The sequence below is a fragment of the Streptomyces sp. NPDC058697 genome, from assembly GCF_042715345.1.
Classification (GTDB): Bacteria; Actinomycetota; Actinomycetes; order Streptomycetales; family Streptomycetaceae; genus Streptomyces; species Streptomyces liliifuscus.
The window spans coordinates 1,045,976-1,061,797 of sequence record NZ_JBHXSU010000001.1; the positions used below are offsets into that span (position 1 = coordinate 1,045,976).

The window sequence follows — 15,822 nt, forward strand, 5'->3', positions numbered from 1 at the left end:
CGAAGGCCTCGCCCTCGCCTCCCGGTCAACCTCGCCGAGCCTCAGCCCGAAGACCCAAGCCCCAGCCCTCAGCCCCGCCCTGAGCCCTGAACCCTGAGCCGAACCTGAGGCTGAGCCCGACTCGGCCCTCAGCCCTCAGCCCTCAGCCCTCAGCCCTCAGCCCTCAGCCCTCAGCCCTCAGCCAAGACTGGCCCAACCCGGCGCTCGGCCATGGTCGGAATTCCGGCCGCTCGGCCGTGGTCGGAGTTTCGGTTGGTCAGCCGTGGTCGTGGCCCAGGGGGTCGCCCTCCGTTTCTGTGCCTGCGCCCGGGCCTACCCTGATCTCGAATTCGCCGTCGTACTTCTTGTGGCCCTCGATCACGGCGAGCGAGACGGCCTCGGAGCCCATTTCGTGGCGGACGATGACGGGGTCCCTGCGCAGGTCGCGCATGAGGGAGATGCACATGCCGATCATCACGAGGACGAAGGGTGCGGCGGCCAGGATCGTGAGGTTCTGCAGGCCTTGGAGCGCGTTGCCCTCGGTGCCGACGAGCAGCATGATGGCGGCGACGGCTCCGGTGACCACGCCCCAGAACACCACGACGAAGCGGCCGGGTTCGAGGGCGCCCTTCTGGGAGAGCGTGCCCATCACGATGGACGCGGCGTCGGCGCCGGAGACGAAGAAGATGCCGACGAGGATCATCACGAGCAGGCTGGTCGCGGTCGCGATGGGGAACTCCTGCAGGACGCCGAAGAGTTGGCCCTCGGGGGTCGACTCGCCGCCGAGCGCGCCGCCCTCCTTCAGCTTCATCGCCGTACCGCCGAAGATCGCGAACCAGACGAGGCTGACGGTGCTGGGCACGAGGATGACGCCGCCGACGAACTGCCGGATGGTGCGGCCGCGGCTGATGCGCGCGATGAACATGCCGACGAAGGGCGTCCAGGAGATCCACCACGCCCAGTAGAAGACGGTCCAGCTGCCGAGCCAGTCCGCGACGCCCTCGCCGGTGCTGGCCTCGGTGCGGCCGGCCAGCTGTGGCAGGTCACCGAGGTAGGAGAAGATCGAGGTGGGCAGCAGGTCGAGGACGATGACCGTCGGGCCCGCGATGAACACGAAGACGGCGAGTACCAGGGCGAGCACCATGTTGGTGTTGGACAGCCACTGGATGCCCTTCTCGATGCCGGAGATGGCCGAGGCGACGAACGCCACCGTCAGGACGGCGATGATCGCGACGAGCAGGCCGTCGCTCACCTTGTCCATCCAGTCCAGCTCGGTGAATCCGGAGCCGATCTGGAGGGCGCCGAGGCCCAGCGAGGCAGCGGAGCCGAAGACCGTGGCGATGATCGCGAGGACGTCGATGGCCCGGCCGACGCCGCCGTTGGCGTGCTTCTCCCCGATGAGCGGGGTGAAGACCGCGCTGATCGTCTGGCGGCGGCGCTTGCGGAAGGTGCTGTAGGCGATGGCGAGGCCGACCACCGCGTAGATCGCCCAGGGGTGCAGCGTCCAGTGGAAGAGGGTGGTGGCCATCGCCGTCTGCATGCGTTCCGCGGAGTCCGCGGGATCGGTTCCCGGCGGCGGGGTCGTGTAATGGGAGAGCGGCTCGCTCACGCCGTAGAACATCAGGCCGATGCCCATACCGGCGCTGAACATCATCGCGACCCAGGACACGGTCTTGAACTCGGGCTCCTCGCCCTCCGCGCCGAGGTGGATCCTGCCGTACCGGCTGATCGCGAGCCACAGTGCGAAGACCACGAAGCCAGAGGCGGCCAGCATGAAAGCCCAGCCGCCGTTGTGGATCAGGCCCCTGAGCATCTTGTCGGAGGCGCTCTTCAGGGAGTCGGTGCCGGCCGATCCCCAGATCACGAAGGCCAGGGTGATGGCGGCGGTGACACCGAACACAACCCAGTCGGTGTGCTGACCGGGGCCGCCGGGAATGTCCGAGGGACCTTCCCGGCCTCCCCTCTTGTACAGGTCTTCAGTCATCTGCGGCACCTTCCCCTGGAAACCGTGGGTAAGCCATTTCCTCGCTATGCCCTACGACCTACCACAGGTGCTACAGATCTCACCCGCCTCAGCAGTCGGTGTCGGGCTCCCCGACCGTGAGGCGGTAAGGGGCGCGCTCGTCGAGGAGCAGCGGGACGAGAGCGCGCAGGGACTGGCGCAGCGGGACGTAGGTGCCTTCGGCGTCCTGCCGTGTGCTGACCCCGTGCAGGGCGAGTTCGTCCTTGACGTCCGTGTACTGGTCGGGCGTCAGCCGGTAGGCGCAGGGCGGGTCCGCGATGATCTCGGACGGCTCGGCCGGGTCGTTGTCGGCGCCGCCGACATAGACCGGCCCGGTGTCCCGGTAGCCGGCCAGCCGGGCCGCCGTCGTGGCCGCCTCGATGCGGGTACGCCGTTCGCCGGTGAACTCGAACAGCCCTTCCAGAGCTGCCAGTTGGGAGTGAACGCGGCGCCGGTTGTTGAGTGCCTCGTCGGCCTTCTCGGCGTCCGTGAGGGGGTCGACACGGCTCTCGATGAGCAGCCCGACGCCGTGTTTGACGCCGGACATGTTCCGCAGGATCCGCTCCTGTCCGTCGCCCGCGACCTGCCGGATCGGGTCGCCGGTCACGGGGTCGGTCCAGATTCCGTACGTGCCGGTCGAGTAGCCCTCCGCCTGGGCGGCGGGGCGTACGTACGCCGCTGACAGGGTCTGCCCCTCGTCGTGCACGGCCGCGTCGGTGTTGAGGTTGCGCGGCCAGAGGTCGAAGAGGTCCTTGTCGTAGTACGGGGGTGTGGCCCCGTACTCGTGCAGGTCGTAGATCACGTCGGGCTTGCGGTCGCGGACGAGGGCGGCCATGGCGCGGCCCTCGGCCGTCTGGAGCGCGAGGTGGTCGCGGTTGATGTCGACGCCGTCGCTGTTGCCGCGGGTGTCGGCGGCCCGGCCGTCCGGGTTGGCGGTGGGCACGACGAGCAGCGTGGTGCGGTCGAGGAACTTCCGTGTGGCGGAGTCCTTCGCGTACGCGAGGTCACGGACCGTCGTGAGACAGGCCTCGCGCCCGGACGGTTCGTCGCCGTGCTGGCTGCACACCAGCAGGACGGTGTTGGCCGCGTGGCTGTTGCCGATGCGTACGAGCCGGAGCGGGCGGTCCTGTTTCGTCGTGCCGATCCGGCTGATGGACACCCGGTTGCTCGACCTGTCGACGGCGGCGAGGAAGTCCTGCTCCTCGGGCTGGGTGGTCCAGCGTGCGCCGTCGGTCTGCTCGAATCCGGTACGGGGCGGGGCCGGGGCGGCGTGGGCGGGCACCGTCAGGAGGGGTGCGGTGAGCACCGCCACCGTCAGGGCGAGTATTCCTGTGCGGCGGGGTGTCATCAGTGGGTGCCTCCGGGTACGCGGTGCGTGGCGCGCGGCTCGCCGATGCCGTCGAGCGTGGCGTCGGGGGTGACGTACGAGGATCCCGAGGTGGCGCGCGCGAAGGCGGCGGTGCCTCCGACGAGCGGCACACTGGCCTTCGTGCGCGCGAGGTCGAGGGCGAGGGTCGGCGTGCTGGACGGCGGGTCGATGAGGCCCTCGTCGGTGCCGGCGACGATCAGCGCGAGGCGGTGTCCGGCCGGGACGACGTGGTCGCTCGCGTGCAGGTCGAGGGTGATGGTGTAGCGCTTGCCCGGGGTGAGCGGTTCTCCCTTGGCGTCCGAGCGGTGGTTGCCGAGGTCGGCCCAACCGCGGCTGAACACCGTGTAGTCGACGTCCGCGGTCTTGGCCTGCGTCTCCTTGAAGCAGGAGCTGTCGCCGGTGGTGCTCGGGCCCCAGCAGGTGCGGTCGGTGAGCGTGGTAATGCCCTCGCCCGAGGTGGAGTAGTCGCGGATCGTGTCCGGGCCGAGGTCGACCAGGACCGCGGAGAGATGGGCGCTCGACGTGGTCGGGGTGGCGGTGACGGTCACCTTGGCGGAGCCGGACAGGCGGACGTCACGCGTCAGCGGCTTGGTGGTGAAGCCGGCCTTGGCGGACGTCGACCGGTCGATCTGTGCGGCCCAGTCCGTCTCGTCCAGCTGCGGGTCGTCGGTGAAGGTCTCGGTGCCCGATCCGGTACGCAGTCCGAGGGTGCCGACGCCGGCCTGCGCGCCCTTGTCCGGGCGCAGGCTCACGGTGTCGGTGGCGCGCGGGGACCAGACGTTCGAGGTGACCCACTGGTCGGGGGCGCGCTCGATGTCGGCCATCGGTTCGTCGTCGATGCCGTTGTCGTAGCCGAGGAGTTCGTGGTCGAACCAGCGGTGCAGGGTGTCGGCCCATGCGGCGCGGCGGAAGTCGAAGGGGTCGACGTGACCGGTCTGGGACAGCCAGATCTTGCGGTCGACGCCGTTCTCGGCGAGGCCGTCCCACCACTGGCCGAAGTGCTTGGGGCGGACGTTGAGGTCCTGCATGCCGTGGATGACGAAGACGCTGGCGTCGACCTTGCGGACGTCCTTCACGTAGTCGCGCTCGGTCCACAGCTTCGTCCAGTCGCCGGTGCGCGGGGCGCCGTCGACGAGTTTCTGCTGGACGGCGGCGCACCTGGCGCGGGCGTCGGGGCTCTCGACGTAGTTGGACAGCCACTCGGGGCCGGAGTCGTAGAGGGGGGCGCCCTTGGCGAAGTAGTAGTCGTACCAGGAGGAGATGGCGGCGATGGGGACGATCGTCTCCAGGCCCTCGACTCCAGTGGCGGCCACGCCGTTGGCGATGGTGCCGTCGTAACTCTTGCCGATCATGCCCGTCTTGCCGTTGGTCCAGCCGGCCTTGGCCTTCGTGGTCCCGGTGCGGGAGGTGTAGCCCTTGGCCCGGCCGTTCAGCCAGTCGACGACGGCCTTCGCGGACTGGACGTCGGAGCGTCCGCCGACGTCGACGCAGCCGTCGGAGCGGTTGGTCCCGGCCAGGTCGACGGCGACGAAGGCGTAGCCGCGCGGCACGAAGTAGTTGTCGTAGTAGAGGGGCATCTGCACGACGTTGCCATTGGCGTCGTACGTCTTCTTCTGGCTCTCGTTGCCGCGCCCGCAGCAGGAGTAGTACGGGCTGGCATCCATGATCACGGGTACCTTGCGGCCCTGTTGGGCGGGTTCGCGCGGGCGGACTATGTCGACGGCGACGCGGTCGGTCTTCCCGTCACCGTCGCCGTCCAGTTTCGTGTCCACCCAGACGGATTCGCGGATCGCGTTCTCGTACGAGTGGACGGGGGCGCTCTCCCGCGGGGCGCTGTGGGCGGCGACCGGGGTGAGGAGCGTGGCCATCAGGGCGGCTGTGGCCGCCGTCGCGAGCGATCTCCAGTTGGTGAAGCGCTTGTAGCGCGCAGGTGTCCGCATGCGCGGAAGGTACTCCGGTCAACTCCTGTGCAAAAGAGGGCCGATTGGGGTGTGCGGAGGTTCGGCCGGTGGTGTGGCTTGAAAGGTGCGTGGGGCGGAGTCGCTCATGTCGGCCGAATGGCGATCGTGTGACAGGAGCGGCCATGGACAGGGTTGGGCCCACAGGGACTGAATAGGCTCCGAACAGACTTCGTGCCCCTACGACTTGGAGCTTGACGTGCACCGCAGACTCATCGCCCCGGGCGCACTCGCGGCCTCCCTGCTGCTGGCGATCCCGGCATCGGCGGCCGGTTACTCACCTGGAGCTCCGGGCATCGGCGACCCCTACTACCCGGCCTACGGCAACGGCGGATACGACGTCTCCCACTACGACCTCCGGCTCCAATACCAGCCGGAGACGGACAAGTTGGAGGGAACCGCGACCCTCCTGGCGAGGACGACGCAGGATCTCTCGCGCTTCAATCTGGACTTCCTGCTCGATGTGAGCGAGGTGCGGATCAACGGCACGAAGGCCTCGTTCACCACCTCGGGCGAGCACGAGCTGGAGATCACGCCGAAGAACCCGCTGCCCAAGGGCACGGCCGTCACGGTCGTGGTGCGCTACAGCGGGGTGCCGTCCTCGAAGAAGGCGTACGGGTTCACCAGTTGGCACCGCACTCCGGACGGCGGGGTCGGGGCGAACGAGCCCGAGGCGGCCTGGTGGTGGTTCCCCAGCAACGACCATCCGCTGGACAAGGCCACGTACGACGTGTCGGTCGCCGTTCCCGACGGTTCGCAGGCGATCTCCAACGGCACGCTCCAGTCGGTGAGTTCACGGGCCGGCTGGACGCGCTACAGCTGGCGCTCGAACAAGCCGCAGGCCACGTATCTCGCCACGCTGGCCGTCGGGAAGTTCGACCTCACGACCGGCACGTCGGAGAGCGGCATCCCGATCGTCAACGCCTACAGCAAGGATCTGGGCGACAACTACGGGGCAGCACGGGCGAGTATCGAGCGGACCGGGGAGGTCGCGGACTGGCTGTCCGAGTACTTCGGGCGTTACCCGTTCAACGCTCTGGGTGGCTATGTCCCCAACACCAACACCGGGTACGCGCTGGAGACGCAGACCCGGCCGTTCTACAGCCCGCGGCAGTTCGCGAGCGGGACGAACGTGTCCGTGGTCGTGCACGAACTGGCCCACCAGTGGTACGGCGACTCCGTGTCCGTCACCGGGTGGAAGGACATCTGGATCAACGAGGGCTTCGCCCGGTATGCGCAGTGGCTCTGGTCGGAGCACGAGGGCGAGGGGACGGCGCAGGAGATCGCGGACTACGTGTACGCGTCGCGGGCTGCCGACGATCCGTTCTGGACCGTCAAGCCCGGGGATCCGGGGCCGGAGAACCAGTTCCACATCGCCGTGTACGACCGCGGGGCGCTGGCGTTGCAGGCGCTGCGCAACGAGATCGGGGACGAGGCGTTCTTCGCCATTCTGAAGGGGTGGCCGAAGAAGTACTCGTACGGGAACGCGACGGTCGGTGACTTCGTGAAGTACGCGGAGGAGGTGTCGGGGCGGCCACTCGCCTCGCTGTTCGACACGTGGCTGTACCAGGCGTCGAAGCCGGGGGCGCCGGCGGCGCGGGCTGTTTCCATCGCTCCTGGGGCTCAGGGGGAGCTGGTGCGGCCGAAGTCGTGGAAGAAGATCGCGGCGACGAACTCCGTTCACGAGCGGTAGCACTCCGTGGGGGGCGGGTAGGGGTGCGGGTGCGTTGATGTGGGTGGCCTGGTGCGGGTTGCATTGGGCTGGTCGCGCCCCGCGGCGGAGCCGCAAATGTCAGAGCCCCGCGCCCCTTACGGGGCCCGGCCCCGCTCAGGAGGGCTCGCTCAGTCTCCGTGGTCGTACACCGCGGGGCATGTGGACGGATGCGCCGAGTTCTAGGGCCTTGTCGGCCAGCGGTTCGACAGGGCGAGGACGAAGCCCTTGCCCCAGCCCCCGGTGTCGTTGCAGACATGGGCGATCAGCTTGGCGCCCTTGCCCAGTGGGGTGGTGGCGTCGCCCCTGACGTACGTGATCTCCGACATGTCGCCAACCGTACGGACCGGCACTGACAATCGGCCTCGGTATGCAGGAGCGCCGGCCGGCTGTGGGAGCTTTCACAACGTGGGTGAGACAGCAATACTGTTGCACCGCACCCGTGTGGCAGATGTGGTAGTCGAAGGAGCGGTCATGGCGACGGACGTCGAGGAGCCGACGCTCACGGTCGATGAGCTGGCCGCGCGGGCCGGGGTCACCGTGCGGACCGTGCGGTTCTACGGCACGAAGGGGCTGCTGCCGCCGCCCGTGATCGGGCCGCGCCGGGTGGGGCACTACGGCCAGGAGCATCTGTCCCGGCTCGCGCTCATCGAGGAGTTGCAGCACCAGGGGATGACGCTGGCCGCGATCGAGCGCTATCTGCAGCAGCTGCCGGAGGGGCTCAGCGCCCATGACCTGGCCATCCACCGGGCCGTGGTGGCCTCCTGGGCGCCGGACTCGGCGGAGGAGGTGAGCCGCGCGGAGCTGGAGCGCCGGGCGGGGCGGACGCTGAGCGCGGAGGACCTGGACCGGCTCGTCGCGATGAGCGTCGTCCGGGAGGCGGCGGCCCCGGACACGTACCGCGTGGACCTGGGGCTGCTGCGGCTCGGTGTCCAGCTGCTCGACGTACCGATCGCCCACGAGACGATCCTCGCCGCGCGCACGGTCCTGCTGAAGCACACCCGCGCCGCGGCCCACGAACTGTCCCTGCTGTTCCGCGACGAGGTGTCCGAGCGCGAGTCCGTCGAGGCGGTCAAGGACCTGTCCGCACACATGCAACCGCTCGTGGTGCAGGCGCTGCTGACGACCTTTCAGCGGTCCTTGAAGGAGGAGCTGCGGGAGTGGCTCACCGAGGGGTCCTGAGCCACCGCCCGCTGCTGACACTCATACATACGCCTACGGCCCTCACAAGTACGCCGATCCCCCTGCCACGTTGAGCGTCTGGCCCGTGAGGAAGCCGCTGCCCTCGTCGACGACGTACAGCAGTGTGGAGACGAGGTCGGACGGCTCCTGGGTTCTGGGGACTGCCTGTTGGGCGCGGACGTGCTCGAAGCCGCCGCCGGCGCCGACCGTGCGCTCGGCGGTCGCGGTGCGGACCATGCTCGGCGCGATCGCGTTGACCGTGATGTCGTACGGTCCGAGCGCCGAGGCGAGTGCCCGGGTGAAGCCGATCAGGCCTGCCTTGGAGGCGGTGTACGCCACCATCGTGGGCGGTGCGGTGAGGACGGCGGCGGAGGCGATGTTCACGATGCGCCCCCAGCCCGCCGCCTTCAGGTACGGCAGGACGGCCCGGGTCATCAGGAACGGCGCTTCCAGGTTGACGCGCATGACACGCCGCCACTCCTCGGGCGTGGTGTCCTCGAAGGGCGACTCCGGGTACACGCCCGCGTTGTTGACCAGGACGTGCAGCGTGCCGAACTGTTCCAGCACCCGCTCAAGAGCCGCGTCGACCTGCGCCTCGTCGGTGACGTCGGCAATCAACTCCACATAGTCCAGAACGCGTTCGGCCGTCCGGGTCTGCGGAACGAGGTCGATCCCGGCGACTCGGTAGCCTCGTCCGGCGAGCGCGACGGCGAACTCCTGCCCGAGGCCCTGTGCCGCTCCGGTCACCAGCGCGGTCCGCGTCTCCATGCGGTGAGTGTGATGACCCGTCAGGCAGTGGGCAAGGGGGCGTTTCCGGTCTTCGGAACGCGGTGGTCGTCTCAGGCGGCGGCTCCTTCGACCGGCGGTTGCCCGACTCGGCCCGATCACCACCGGGCCCTGTTCCATTCGCTGGAACGGCCATGTTGCCGCGCGCGCCCGGCGGCCCGACGCTGCGGGGCGACCCCCAGCCGCCAGCGTTCGGGAGCCGTGCCCGATGACCGAGACCGACCGTGCCGTGGACGACGCCGAGCGCGCCCGCGAACAGGGCGGCGGCGGACGGTGGTTCAGGCTGTCGCCAGGTCGGCTGTCGGCGGGCCGCCTCGGGAACGGGCGGCGGCTGCTGCCCGACGAACTCGGCGTCCTGGTCGTCCTCGCACTGCTCGTCGCCGGCATCGGCATCCCCTACCCGGACTTCCTCGACAGCGACAACCTGCTCTCCACGGCGCACAACTCCGTCTACATCTCACTGATGGCGTGCGGCATGGTCTTCGCGCTCGCCATGCGCGAGGTCGACCTGTCGGTGGGCGGCAGCTACGCGATGTGCCTGGTCGTCGGCGCCCTGCTCGTACGGGAGGGCGTCGCGCCCTGGCTGGCGGTCCCGGCGGTGCTGCTCACCGGGATCGCGCTCGGGGTGTTCAACGCGCTGGTCACGACGCTGCTCGCGCTGCCGTCGTTCATCGTGACGCTCGGCACGCTGATGCTGTTCCGGGGTGTCGGGCTGGCCCTCGCCGACGGGAAGCAGATCACCGATCTGCCGCTGGGCGACTCGTTCTTCACGCTCGCGGGCGGTGACGCGGCCGGAGTGCCCTTCGCACTCTGGGTGTTGCTCGCGGTCGTGGTCGCTCTCGCGGTGCTGCTCGCCCGCACCCGGTTCGGGGCTCGGGTGCGGGCGATCGGGTCCAATCCCGATGCCGCCGCGTTCAGCGGAATCCCCGTCGTCCGTACGCGCGTTCAGGCCCTCGCGCTGTCCGGTCTCACCACGGCCTGCGCGGCGGTCCTCGCGCTCGCGTACTACGGCGCCGGTGATCCCACACTCGGCCAGGGCTACGAGTTGCAGGCCATCGCCGCGTGCATCATCGGCGGCACTCCGCTCGCGGGCGGCCGTGGCTCGGTGGTCGGGGCGGTGGCCGGCGCGATGATCCTGTCCGTCGTCGCCTCCGGGCTCGTGTTCTTCGAAGTACCCATCAACTGGACGTCGTTCGCGACCGGCGGGGTGATCCTCGTCGCGGTCGCGGCGGACAGCGCGCTGCGGCGCGGCGGACGCCGCCGACATTGAAGTCCCCTTGTCCTGAGCCCTGTTGGGATCGCCCGGAGTCCCGTTCTGAGCCTTGTACGGAACCTTGTTCGGAGTTTGTTCAGAGCCTTTTTGGAGGCCGTCATGCACTCCCGATTGCGTACGCTGTCCGCCGCGCTCGGCGCGCTGGTCCTCCTCTCCGCCACCGGCTGCGGCGATGACGACGGCCCCGGCGGCTCGGGCGGCGGAAAGCTCGACATGGGCATCGCGGTGGCCAACATCAGCCTGAACTTCGCCCACGAGATGGTGCTGGGAGCCGAGAGCGCCGCCGACCACGCGGGGGACGTGAACTTCAAGGCCGTCGGGCCGCCCAACACGGACGGGCCCGCCGAGGTGCAGCTCTTCCAGAACCTCACCGCCCGCGCCAAGGACGGCATCGTCCTGGAGAACCTCGATCCGCCGATCTTCACCCGGCCCGCCGCGCGAGCCGTCGACCAGGGCATCCCGATCGTGGCCCTGGACACCTCCCCCACCGACGGCAGCAAGGTGACCTTCTATGTGGGCAACGACAACTACGCGCTGGGCGAGTTGATGGCGAAGGAGGCGCTGAAGCGGCTCGGCGACGACCCGAAGGGGGAGATCGTCGTCGGGGTGCCCAACCCCGGGACGCCCGTGCTGGACAACCGGGCCAAGGGCATCGCCGACACATTCGAGAAGGAGGCTCCGGGTGTGAAGGTGCTCGGCCCCTTCCAGACGTACAGCGATCCCGGGCAGAACCACAGCTCCTGGTCGTCGCAGGTGGGCGCGCACCCGAAGGCCCTCGCCTTCCTGGGAGTCGGCGACGCCGACAGCTACAACCTCGCGAAGATCAAGAAGGAGAAGAACGGCAAGTGGCTGACGGCGGGCTTCGACGTCGACCCGAAGACCCTGGACGCGGTCGAGGACGGCTCCAACTTCGTCACCATCGACCCGCAGCACTTCCTCAAGGGCTACCTCTCGACAGCGATGCTCATCGAGTCGGTGCGGGACAACGACGGCAAGCTGCCCGACGGCTGGTTCCTCTCCCCCGGCGGAGTCGTCGACTCCTCCAACATCGACGAGATCATCACGCGGCAGAAGTCCGCGAAGGCGGCCTACGACTGGTACAAGCCCGTGATCGACAAGCTCCTCGGTGACCAGAAGGCACAGCTCAAGCCGTTGAAGGACGCGCGCTGAGATGACGTACGGCGACATGCTGGCCGCGCAGGGCCTGGTCAAGTCGTACGGCGGGGTCAGGGCCCTGGACGGAGCGGGCATCCGGCTTCGGGGCGGGGAGGTCCATGCGCTGGTCGGTGAGAACGGGGCGGGCAAGTCGACGCTCGTGCGGATCCTGTCGGGCACGCTGCGGCCGGACGACGGGACTCTGCAACTTGCTCCGGAGGCGCGGTCGGGCGGGATCGCCGTCGTCTCCCAGGAGTTGAGCCTCTTCCCCGATCTGTCGGTACGGGAGAACCTCTTCCCCTACCGTCCACCACGTCGCTTCGGGCTGCTCGACCGGAGCGCGATGGACCGCGCCGCGCGCCCCGTACTGGCCGAGTTGGGACTCGACGTCGAGCCCGGGACTCTTGTCGGTGAACTCCCCCTGGCCGACCAGCAGTTGACGGAGATCGCGCGGGCACTGCTGTGCAGGCCGCGTCTGCTGGTGCTCGACGAGCCGACGTCCGCGCTGCCTGCCGCCGCCGTGGACCGTCTCGAACGGGTCCTGCGGACGCTCACCGGGCGGGGCATCGCCATCCTGTACGTCACCCACTTCCTGGAGGAGGTGATGCGCCTCGCGCAGCGCGTGACGGTACTGCGCGACGGGCGGGTCACGCTGGCCGGCGTACGGCGGGAGGACGTCGGCGTGCCGGATCTCGTGACGGCGATGCTCGGCGGGACACCGCAGCAGCCGGTACGGCGGACGCGTGCCGTGGCCGACGGGCCGCCTCCGGTGGTGCTCTCCGGGGTGTGCGTCCCGGGCCGCCTCGCGGACGTGACGTTCACCGTGCGCGCGGGCGAGGTGGTGGGCGTCGCCGGGCTCCAAGGGGCGGGCCATCTCGACGCGTTGGCAGTGGTGTGCGGGCGTACGGCCGTTTCCGTCGGCCGGGTCGACATCGGTGGCCGGGGGCTGCCACGGTCCCTGCGGGACGCGGTCCGGGCGGGCGTGGCCTTCGTGCCGAGCGACCGCAAACGGTACGGGCTGATGACCGACCGCACGGTGTGGGAGAACACCACGGCGGTGAGCTGGCTGGCGCTGGGGCGCGGCGGTTTCATGCCCTCACGCGCCGAACTGGTCCGCCGTACAGGTGACTTGACGGAGCGTCTGCGGTTGCGCGGCGACCCGCACGACGTCGTGGCCCGCCTCTCCGGCGGCAACCAGCAGAAGGTCGTCTTCGCGAAGTGGCTGGCCACCGAGCCCCGCATCGTCGTCCTGGACGACCCCACGCGTGGCGTCGACGTCGGCGTACGGTCCGAGATGCACCGCATCGTGGGCGAGTTGGCGGCAGGCGGCGCCGCCGTGCTCATCGCCTCGACCGACCTGGCCGAACTCACCGAGGTCTGCGACCGGGTGATGGTCTTCGTACGGGGCCGGACCGTGGAGGAGTTGAGTGGCACCCGACTGACCGAGCACGAGCTGGCGGTGGCGATGCAGGCGGGGGGCAGGGCCGGGACAGGGCAGTGACCGGTCCCGAAGGCGCCCCGCCCCGCGTACCGCTCACGCCGACAGCGCCCGCGTCAGCGCACGTGCCGCCGCGCACACCCGCGCGCCGACGCGTTCCATGTCGAGGCGGCGGGTCCCGCCCGTCACGGAGATGGCGGCGACCGGACGGCGTTCGTGGGCGTAGACCGGGGCCGCGACGGCCGAAATGCCGATCTCGGCCTCCTCCAGGTTGACGCCGAAGCCGCGGGCACGGGTCCGGGCGAGGTCGCGGGCGAGCTGGCCGGGCAGGACGAGCGTGCGCGGGGTGAGTCTGGGCAGGGAGACGTACGGCGGCCGGGGGTCGTGGGCCAGGAAGACCTTCCCCGTGGCGGTGCAGTGGGCAGGCAGGCGGCCGCCCGTGCGCGAGACGATCGGTGTGGCGCGGCGGCCGGTGAGCTTCGCCAGGAAGAGGGTGTCGGGGCCGTCGGGCACGGCCAGGTGCACGTTCTCGCCGGTCGCCGCGTACAGGTCGCCGAGGAACGGCAGGGCGATGTCCCGCAGTTCGCGAGCCGAGGGCGCCGACTGACCGAGCACGAAGAGGGCGAGCCCGATGCCGTAGCGGCCGTCGGGTCCCCGCTCCACGAGCCCCAGCCGGACCAGCTCGCCCAGCAGCCGGTGCGCGGTCGGCTTGGGCAGCCCCGTGCGCAGCGCGAGTTCGGCCAGGCTCTGCGCGCCCTCGGACTCGCCGCAGGCACGCAGCAGCGCCGCCCCGCGCGCGAGCACCGACTTCGGCACCTGGGGAACCTGAGGCACCTGACCGTCCGTCATGGACCGATGGTCCGGCCCAGGCAGGCAGGAGACAAGGTGCGGGTCCCTGTGAGTCACCGGCCGCCCGAGAACTCGTACGCGGGGCGAGGGAATTCGTACGTCGTCACACGGCCGCCAGATCAACCCGCCCACCCCTGTCGAAGCGACACCCCACCGGGCTCTTCCCTCCCGAAGCGTCACCCCACCGAGCCCTCCCCTACCGAAGCGGCACGTCGACCAGCATTGGCCGCGCCAACTCACCGGATCCGCCCACCAGTTCACGTAGGTGATCCGCGCTCTCCGCGCGCACCGCGTCGATTCCGAAGAAGCGGGCCGCCTGGGTGAAGTCCAGTCGTCCCAACTCGGTACCGGGGCAGGGCCCGTTGCCGCCCATCGCCTCGTAGGTGTTCTGGAGCGTGCGGTACGCGCCGTTGCTCATCACCACGAACAGCACCGGAGCCGCGTACCGGGCCGCGCTCCACAGGCCCTGCAGGCCGAACAGCGCGCAGCCGTCGCCCAGCACCGCGACGACGGGCCGCCCCGGCTCGGCGAGGACCCGGCCGACGGCGGCGCCGACGCCCCAGCCGAGCCCGCCGCCGACGGTGTGCGTGTAGCTGCCGGGCCGGTCGAGGTGTACGAGCCGGCGCAGCAACAGGCCCACGGTGATGGCCTCTTCGACGACCGCGGCGCCCGGTGGCAGCCCGCGGGCGACGGCGTGGGCGGCGGCCCAGGGGGCGAGGGGCGCCGGCGAGTAGGCGGCCCGGGCGGCGGCCTCGGCACGCTCCCGCTCGACCGTGTGCCGGTCGTAGGCACGCAACACCCGGATCTTCGCCGTGCGTTCGGGAACCCGCTCGCGCAGCAGGTCGGCGAGCCGGTCCAGGGAGGGACGGAGCGCGCCCACGACCCCGTGGTCGGCCGGGAAGTTGCGGCCGATCTCGTCCGGGTCGGAGTCGAGCTGTACGACCGTGATGCCGGGCGGCAGCGCGGGACCTGGGCTGTAGTGGTGGGGCGTGAACGCGTGTGCTCCGGCGATCAGCACGGTGTCGTAGGGGGCGAGTGCGGTGCGGATGGCGTCGTGGCGCGGTGGCAGCATCCCGGCGTAGAGGGGGTGGGTGGTCGGGAAGTCGAGGTGGTCCGCCATGGGTTGGTGGTGCACGGGCGCGCCGCAGGTCTCGGCGGTCCGGACGAGCGCGGCCATCGCGTCCTCGCGGCCCACCCCGTCCCCGGCGACGATCACGGGCCGGGCGGCGGCGCCGAGCAGGACTGCGGCCCGGTCGAGACCCCCGGCGGGGGTGGGCCTGGGCGGCGGCGTGCGGGCGGGGACGTCGACCTCCGTGTCCTCGGCCAGCAGGTCCATGGGTACGGACAGGAACACGGGCCCGGCGGGCGGCCGTACGGCGAGTGCGAAGGCGCGGCGCAGCGCGAGCGGGAGGTCGCGGGCGTGCTGGATGTCGTACGTCGCCTTCACGGCGGGCGCGGCGAGGGCGACGAGGTCCGCGGAGAGCATGGGGTCCTGTTGGAGGTGGCGGCGGTCCTGCTGGCCCGCCATGACCACCAGCGGGGTGCGCGAGCGGCGGGCGTTGAGCAGGCCGAGGAGTCCGTTGGCGAGGCCCGCGGCGATGTGGAGGCTGACGAAGGCGGGCCTGCCGGTGGCTCGGGCGTATCCGTCGGCCATGGAGACGACCGCGCCCTCGTGGACGCCCAGGATGTACTCGGGTGCCTCCTCGGTGTCCACCAGGGCTGCCAGGAAGGGCAGTTCGGTGGTGCCGGGGTTGCCGAAGACGCGGTCCACGCCCTCGCCGCGCAGGATGTCGAGCAGGGCGGGGGCGGGGCGGGGGCCCATCGTTGGCTCCTCGTGGGGACGGGGACCTGGGTTCGCCGGTTCAGCCTCGGGGCCACGGGGGTGGGGGGCAAGGGGGGCGTGTCGCTCAGCGGTACGGCCGGCTGAGGCGCGGGGTTTTTTCGCCCCCGCCGCCCCTACCCATTCCCGTCCCTTACTCAGGGGCTGCGCCCCCGAACCCCCGCTAAAAGATTGCGCAGTTCCCCGCGCCCCTGAAAGGGGCGCGGGGAACTGCGCGAGCAACCCCCCCCCCCCCCCCCCCAAAAACCCCTCAAAGATAAACAAAAACCCACCCACCACA

General features: G+C 70.4%; 11 protein-coding genes and 1 pseudogene. 5 read left to right on the plus strand and 7 right to left on the minus strand.

Annotated elements, in window-relative coordinates; all coding sequences use genetic code 11:
- Positions 1–256 precede the first annotated feature (256 nt).
- From ACFWXQ_RS04430 to ACFWXQ_RS04440, 3 genes are all read right to left on the minus strand, one after another.
- Positions 257–1,963: a BCCT family transporter gene (locus ACFWXQ_RS04430; RefSeq protein ID WP_383951603.1), complete on the minus strand. Its 1,707-nt coding sequence runs from the start codon at positions 1,961–1,963 to the stop codon at positions 257–259.
- 88 nt (positions 1,964–2,051) lie between these two features.
- Positions 2,052–3,329, minus strand: coding sequence for a M14 family metallocarboxypeptidase (locus ACFWXQ_RS04435; RefSeq protein WP_383951606.1), 1,278 nt, complete (start codon positions 3,327–3,329; stop codon positions 2,052–2,054).
- Positions 3,329–5,290, minus strand: a complete 1,962-nt coding sequence (locus ACFWXQ_RS04440; protein WP_383951608.1) for a Xaa-Pro dipeptidyl-peptidase — start codon at positions 5,288–5,290, stop codon at positions 3,329–3,331. The genes ACFWXQ_RS04435 and ACFWXQ_RS04440 overlap by 1 nt, the downstream gene beginning before the upstream one ends.
- A 217-nt stretch (positions 5,291–5,507) precedes the next feature.
- Here ACFWXQ_RS04440 and ACFWXQ_RS04445 point away from each other — a divergent pair, with 217 nt between their 5' ends.
- Positions 5,508–7,001: a M1 family metallopeptidase gene (locus tag ACFWXQ_RS04445; RefSeq protein ID WP_383951611.1), complete on the plus strand. Its 1,494-nt coding sequence runs from the start codon at positions 5,508–5,510 to the stop codon at positions 6,999–7,001.
- A 212-nt stretch (positions 7,002–7,213) separates the two neighbouring features.
- Here ACFWXQ_RS04445 and ACFWXQ_RS04450 read toward each other — a convergent pair.
- Positions 7,214–7,348: pseudogene (locus tag ACFWXQ_RS04450) on the minus strand (Appr-1-p processing protein); the annotation flags it as partial.
- 145 nt (positions 7,349–7,493) lie between these two features.
- Here ACFWXQ_RS04450 and ACFWXQ_RS04455 point away from each other — a divergent pair.
- On the plus strand, positions 7,494–8,201 hold the full coding sequence (locus ACFWXQ_RS04455; protein WP_383951614.1) for a MerR family transcriptional regulator: 708 nt from the start codon (positions 7,494–7,496) through the stop codon (positions 8,199–8,201).
- 42 nt (positions 8,202–8,243) lie between these two features.
- On the opposite strand, the gene ACFWXQ_RS04460 is transcribed toward ACFWXQ_RS04455, so the two are convergent.
- Positions 8,244–8,969 (minus strand): SDR family NAD(P)-dependent oxidoreductase, encoded by a 726-nt coding sequence (locus ACFWXQ_RS04460; RefSeq protein WP_200394710.1) that lies wholly within the window; start codon positions 8,967–8,969, stop codon positions 8,244–8,246.
- Positions 8,970–9,195: 226 nt separating this feature from the next.
- Here ACFWXQ_RS04460 and ACFWXQ_RS04465 point away from each other — a divergent pair, with 226 nt between their 5' ends.
- The 3 genes from ACFWXQ_RS04465 to ACFWXQ_RS04475 all read left to right on the plus strand — a co-directional run bounded on the left by ACFWXQ_RS04465 (position 9,196) and on the right by ACFWXQ_RS04475 (position 12,916).
- Entirely contained in the window at positions 9,196–10,257 is a 1,062-nt protein-coding gene (locus tag ACFWXQ_RS04465; RefSeq protein WP_383951617.1) for an ABC transporter permease, read from the plus strand.
- Between the two features lie 102 nt (positions 10,258–10,359).
- Complete coding sequence (locus ACFWXQ_RS04470) at positions 10,360–11,430, plus strand: sugar ABC transporter substrate-binding protein (protein ID WP_383951620.1); 1,071 nt, start codon at positions 10,360–10,362, stop codon at positions 11,428–11,430.
- A 1-nt stretch (position 11,431) separates the two neighbouring features.
- Positions 11,432–12,916: a sugar ABC transporter ATP-binding protein gene (locus ACFWXQ_RS04475; RefSeq protein WP_383951623.1), complete on the plus strand. Its 1,485-nt coding sequence runs from the start codon at positions 11,432–11,434 to the stop codon at positions 12,914–12,916.
- Between the two features lie 33 nt (positions 12,917–12,949).
- Here ACFWXQ_RS04475 and ACFWXQ_RS04480 read toward each other — a convergent pair whose 3' ends face one another.
- On the minus strand, positions 12,950–13,702 hold the full coding sequence (locus ACFWXQ_RS04480) for an IclR family transcriptional regulator (protein ID WP_383951626.1): 753 nt from the start codon (positions 13,700–13,702) through the stop codon (positions 12,950–12,952).
- Positions 13,703–13,898: 196 nt separating this feature from the next.
- Entirely contained in the window at positions 13,899–15,524 is a 1,626-nt protein-coding gene (locus tag ACFWXQ_RS04485; protein WP_383951628.1) for a thiamine pyrophosphate-binding protein, read from the minus strand.
- Positions 15,525–15,822: the final 298 nt, after the last annotated feature.

Excerpts from the sequence above, each read along its gene's own strand:
- ACFWXQ_RS04475 (WP_383951623.1), top strand. The coding sequence starts at position 11,432 with ATGACGTACGGCGACATGCTGGCCGCGCAGGGCCTGGTCAAGTCGTAC.
- ACFWXQ_RS04440 (WP_383951608.1), bottom strand. The coding sequence starts at position 5,290 with ATGCGGACACCTGCGCGCTACAAGCGCTTCACCAACTGGAGATCGCTC.
- ACFWXQ_RS04460 (WP_200394710.1), bottom strand. The coding sequence starts at position 8,969 with ATGGAGACGCGGACCGCGCTGGTGACCGGAGCGGCACAGGGCCTCGGG.
- ACFWXQ_RS04455 (WP_383951614.1), top strand. The coding sequence starts at position 7,494 with ATGGCGACGGACGTCGAGGAGCCGACGCTCACGGTCGATGAGCTGGCC.
- ACFWXQ_RS04435 (WP_383951606.1), bottom strand. The coding sequence starts at position 3,329 with ATGACACCCCGCCGCACAGGAATACTCGCCCTGACGGTGGCGGTGCTC.
- ACFWXQ_RS04465 (WP_383951617.1), top strand. The coding sequence starts at position 9,196 with ATGACCGAGACCGACCGTGCCGTGGACGACGCCGAGCGCGCCCGCGAA.
- ACFWXQ_RS04470 (WP_383951620.1), top strand. The coding sequence starts at position 10,360 with ATGCACTCCCGATTGCGTACGCTGTCCGCCGCGCTCGGCGCGCTGGTC.
- ACFWXQ_RS04485 (WP_383951628.1), bottom strand. The coding sequence starts at position 15,524 with ATGGGCCCCCGCCCCGCCCCCGCCCTGCTCGACATCCTGCGCGGCGAG.
- ACFWXQ_RS04480 (WP_383951626.1), bottom strand. The coding sequence starts at position 13,702 with ATGACGGACGGTCAGGTGCCTCAGGTTCCCCAGGTGCCGAAGTCGGTG.
- ACFWXQ_RS04430 (WP_383951603.1), bottom strand. The coding sequence starts at position 1,963 with ATGACTGAAGACCTGTACAAGAGGGGAGGCCGGGAAGGTCCCTCGGAC.